We start from the raw sequence: 3,963 nt of genomic DNA on the forward strand, positions 1-3,963 counted from the left end.
AAAATGGGGGATTCCATAGGTGTACGGGGGGCAATCCCTTGCCCTTGGCTGCCGCTTTGGCAGATGCCGCGATGCCTGCAGCATCAGGTGTCACAATATTTTGTTTGATCATGGTTTTGCTATTTGTCCTCTGGGCCTTAGTCTCATAGCATCAGAGCAAGAGTTCAAGGGAGAGTTGTTATGTCCAGTGCAGAAGACCTAGTCGCCGATATCGAAACACTGGGCGAACGTCTGGCAGAGGCCAAGGCCTCGATTACCCAACGCTTCATCGGACAAGAACGCGTCGTTGACCTCACGCTCTCCGCGCTTCTTTGCGGGGGTCATGCCTTGTTGATTGGTCTTCCGGGGCTTGGGAAAACCCGTCTGGTGGAAACCCTGTCCACCGTTATGGGTCTCAACGGCAATCGCGTCCAGTTCACCCCTGATTTGATGCCTGCGGATATTCTTGGCTCTGAAGTTCTTGAAACCGCGTCTGATGGTAGCCGCGCGTTCAAATTTATAGAAGGCCCGATCTTCTGCCAGCTCTTGATGGCCGACGAAATCAACCGCGCCTCGCCGCGTACACAATCGGCATTGCTACAAGCGATGCAGGAAAAACGCGTCACGATCGCGGGAGAGGAACGCGCGCTCGAAGCTCCCTTCCACGTTCTTGCAACGCAAAACCCGATTGAGCAAGAAGGCACCTACCCTCTGCCAGAGGCGCAGCTTGACCGCTTCTTGGTGCAAATCAACGTGCCTTACCCAACGCGAGATACAGAACGTGACATTCTGATTGCCACAACTGGCGCAACAGAAACCGACGCGCACATTGTCTTCTCAACCGAGGAATTGCTCGCAGCGCAAAACTTGTTGCGCCGTATGCCTGTTGGAGAAAGCGTCGTCGAAATGATCCTCGATCTTGTGCGTGCCTTCCGCCCTGAAGAACCAGATGCCAGCGCACGAGTGAAAGACACAGTTGCATGGGGGCCTGGCCCGCGTGCTGCGCAAGCGCTCATGCTAACGGTTCGCGCCAAGGCACTTTTAGATGGCCGGTTGGCGCCAACGCCTCAGGACGTACTCGATATGGCGGAGCCTGTGCTTAGCCATCGTATGGCATTGAATTTCGCAGCCCGTGCGCGCGGCGATAGTCTTGCGAACCTTATCAAAGACACTGCGTCCCATCTGACCGGAGCAGAGGCCGCCGCGTGAACAGTCCCCGCGACCTTCGCCTAAATGCAGAACAAGAGGCCGCCAAACTGCCACCGCTTCTCGCGCGGGCAGAACAGTTGGCTGGTACTGTTTTGCTAGGCGAGCATGGTCGCAGGCGCGCGGGCATGGGCGATGATTTCTGGCAATACCGCCCTGTGCAAGCGGGCGACAGCCGCCGCATGATCGACTGGCGGCGCTCGGCGCGCTCAGATACGCAATTTGTACGTGAACGCGAATGGCAAATCGCGCAAAGCGTCATGCTTTGGGTCGATAATTCAGCCTCTATGCGCTTCACCAGCAATTCTGCCTTACCCGAAAAATCGGAACGGGCTGGGCTGATTGCCCTTGCCAGCGCAATCCTGTTGATCAAGGGCGGCGAACGGGTCGGCGTCACGGGAACGGACCTGCCACCGCGCCGCGGGCGCGCTCAGGTTCTGCGTCTGTCTGAACATTTCAGCAAACTCAACGAAGTTGATTATGGCGAACCCGAAGCGCGCGCGATGCTGCCCCATGCGCGCGCTCTATTTGTCTCTGATTTCATGGGCGATATTACTGGTGTTGAAACCGCTCTGAGCAAAGCTGCTGACAGGGGCGTGCGTGGAGTTTTATTACAGGTGCTCGATCCCGTCGAAGAAAATTTCCCGTTCCACGGACGCACGATCTTTGAAAGCGCGGGAAAGTCTGTTCGATTTGAGACACTCAAGGCGAACGATCTCAAGGACAAATACCTCGAAAAACTCGCGGCACGCAAAGACGCCTTGCAACATCTTTGCTCTGTCGCGGGCTGGCAATTTTCGACACATCACACGGATCAATCTGCGCAATCCGCACTGCTTTGGCTCCATCGCGCATTGGAACATTCCTCATGATTGGCGCGCTCGGCTTTACTGCTCCCTGGCTGCTACTCGGCTTGCTCGTTTTGCCAATCCTTTGGATCATTTTGCGTGCCGTGCCACCTGCCCCGATCAAGAGGATTTTTCCTGGGGTTACTCTGCTGCTTGGCCTCAAAGACGAAGAACAGGTCAGTGACCGCACGCCTTGGTGGCTCTTGCTGTTGCGCATGTTGGCAGTGGCGGCTTTGATCATCGGTTTTGCTGGTCCGGTTCTGAACCCGCGAGATCAAGACGTTGGCACTGGCCCGCTTTTGGTCGTCATGGATGCCAGCTGGGCCAGCGCGCCAGATTGGCCCGCGCGCATCGATATGCTCGAACGCACCCTTGGGGATGCTGCCCGCGCCAATCGCACTGCAGCCTTGCTGAATCTCAGCCGACCTGAGCCAATCACGTTCCAATCCGCGACCAATATTCAAAGCACGTTAGCGGGATTACAGCCTTCAGCTTGGCAACCAAGTCAAACAGCCGAAGAAATCGAAGCGTTTTTGCCAGACACGAGCTTCGATACGATTTGGGTTTCTGATGAGCTCGCTCAAGAAAATCGTTCTGACATTGCCGCGATTTTTGAACGTCGCGGCACGATGCGGGTTCTGCGTAGCGACAATGAAACCATCGCCCTCGCCCCATCGCGATTCGAGGGTGGTGTCACCATTTTGGAAGCCCGCCGCGCTATCGCCGGCCCTGCGCGCACCGAAAACATCGAGGTGCATGGCAAGGATCCTTCTGGCGCCGCACGCATTTTGGCGAACATCGACATCAACTTCGACACGGGTGCTACGAGCACTATCGCAGAACTTTCCCTTCCAGCCGAATTGCGCGCGCGGATCACTCATTTTGCCATTTCTGGCATTCGATCCGCGGGGGCGCAAACGCTGTCTGACGATACCCTTCGTCGACGCGAGGTCGCGTTGATCGCAGGGCGCGAAGACCGCGAAGGGCTGGAATTACTCTCGCCGCTGCACTACCTGCGCCAAGCCTTGCAACCCAATGCAGAACTGCTTGAGGGCAGCCTGACCGACACATTGCCCGCCGCCCCTGACGTGGTGATTCTGGCCGATGTCGCAGCGCTTGCCCCTGCCGAAGATGTAGCCCTGCAGGAATGCGTCGAAGCGGGTGGTTTGCTCGTTCGATTTGCTGGCCCCCGCCTTGCCGCGAGCGATGTGAGCCGCTCTATCGAAGACGCGTTGATGCCTGTTCGTTTGCGTGCGGGCGGGCGTACAGTTGGCGGCGCGATGAGTTGGGGAACGCCTAAAGAGCTTGCTCCCTTTACCGAAGACAGCCCCTTTTTCGGGCTCTCCCTCGCGGATGATGTGAGCATTCGCTCGCAAGTCATGGCACAACCTGACCCGACGCTTGCCGCGCGTGTTATCGCCAGCTTGAGCGATGGCACCCCACTGGTCACCCGCAAACCCTTTGGCGAGGGGCAAGTCGTGTTGTTCCACGTCACGGCCAATGCCGAATGGTCCAGCTTGCCGCTTTCTGGTCTTTTTGTTTCTATGCTCGACCGCCTTGCCATTTCATCGCTTGCTGGCGCGCCTTCGGCGGATGATCTCGCTGGCACCACTTGGCAACCGCTCCGCGTTCTGGACGGTTTTGGCCGTATCTCTGATGCGGGTGCATTGAACGGTGTCTCTGGCGATTTGCTGTTGAGCGATCCGTTGAGCGCGACGCTTCAACCCGGTTTGTACGAGGGAAAATCGCGTAGCATCGCCCGAAATGTAATCAGCGCCGATACGCAATTAGAAACCGCAACATGGCCCAGTGGCACCGACATTCATCTGATCCAACCGCAACCGGAAACGCCCCTCGCTGGCATCTTGCTTGGTCTTGCCCTTGTGCTTCTGACGCTCGATATTCTTGCCTCGCTTGCCATGTCAGGTCG

The 3,963-nt window shown here is 57.3% G+C and carries 3 protein-coding genes and 1 pseudogene; 3 read left to right on the forward strand and 1 reads right to left on the reverse strand.

Annotation, left to right across the window (positions count from 1 at the left end; genetic code table 11):
- Positions 1 to 112: pseudogene (locus tag ABJQ89_RS19810) on the reverse strand (DUF1285 domain-containing protein); the annotation flags it as partial.
- A gap of 68 nt (positions 113 to 180) precedes the next feature.
- On the opposite strand from ABJQ89_RS19810, the gene ABJQ89_RS19815 reads away from it, so the two are divergent.
- From ABJQ89_RS19815 to ABJQ89_RS19825, 3 genes are all read left to right on the forward strand, one after another.
- A complete protein-coding gene (locus ABJQ89_RS19815; protein WP_348497880.1) occupies positions 181 to 1,188 on the forward strand; it encodes a MoxR family ATPase in 1,008 nt (335 codons plus the stop codon).
- Positions 1,185 to 2,057, forward strand: coding sequence for a DUF58 domain-containing protein (locus tag ABJQ89_RS19820; protein WP_348497881.1), 873 nt, complete (start codon positions 1,185 to 1,187; stop codon positions 2,055 to 2,057). Before ABJQ89_RS19815 ends, ABJQ89_RS19820 begins: the two co-directional genes overlap by 4 nt.
- Positions 2,054 to 3,963, forward strand: a 1,910-nt coding sequence (locus ABJQ89_RS19825) for a BatA domain-containing protein (protein ID WP_348497882.1), incomplete at its 3' end; no start/stop codon positions are given. The genes ABJQ89_RS19820 and ABJQ89_RS19825, both read left to right, overlap by 4 nt.

Origin of the sequence: Planktotalea sp. (genome assembly GCF_039984035.1) — a bacterium.
Lineage (GTDB): Bacteria > Pseudomonadota > Alphaproteobacteria > Rhodobacterales > Rhodobacteraceae > Planktotalea.

Coding starts and splice junctions, on each gene's coding strand:
- ABJQ89_RS19815 (WP_348497880.1), top strand. CDS start 181: ATGTCCAGTGCAGAAGACCTAGTCGCCGATATCGAAACACTGGGCGAA.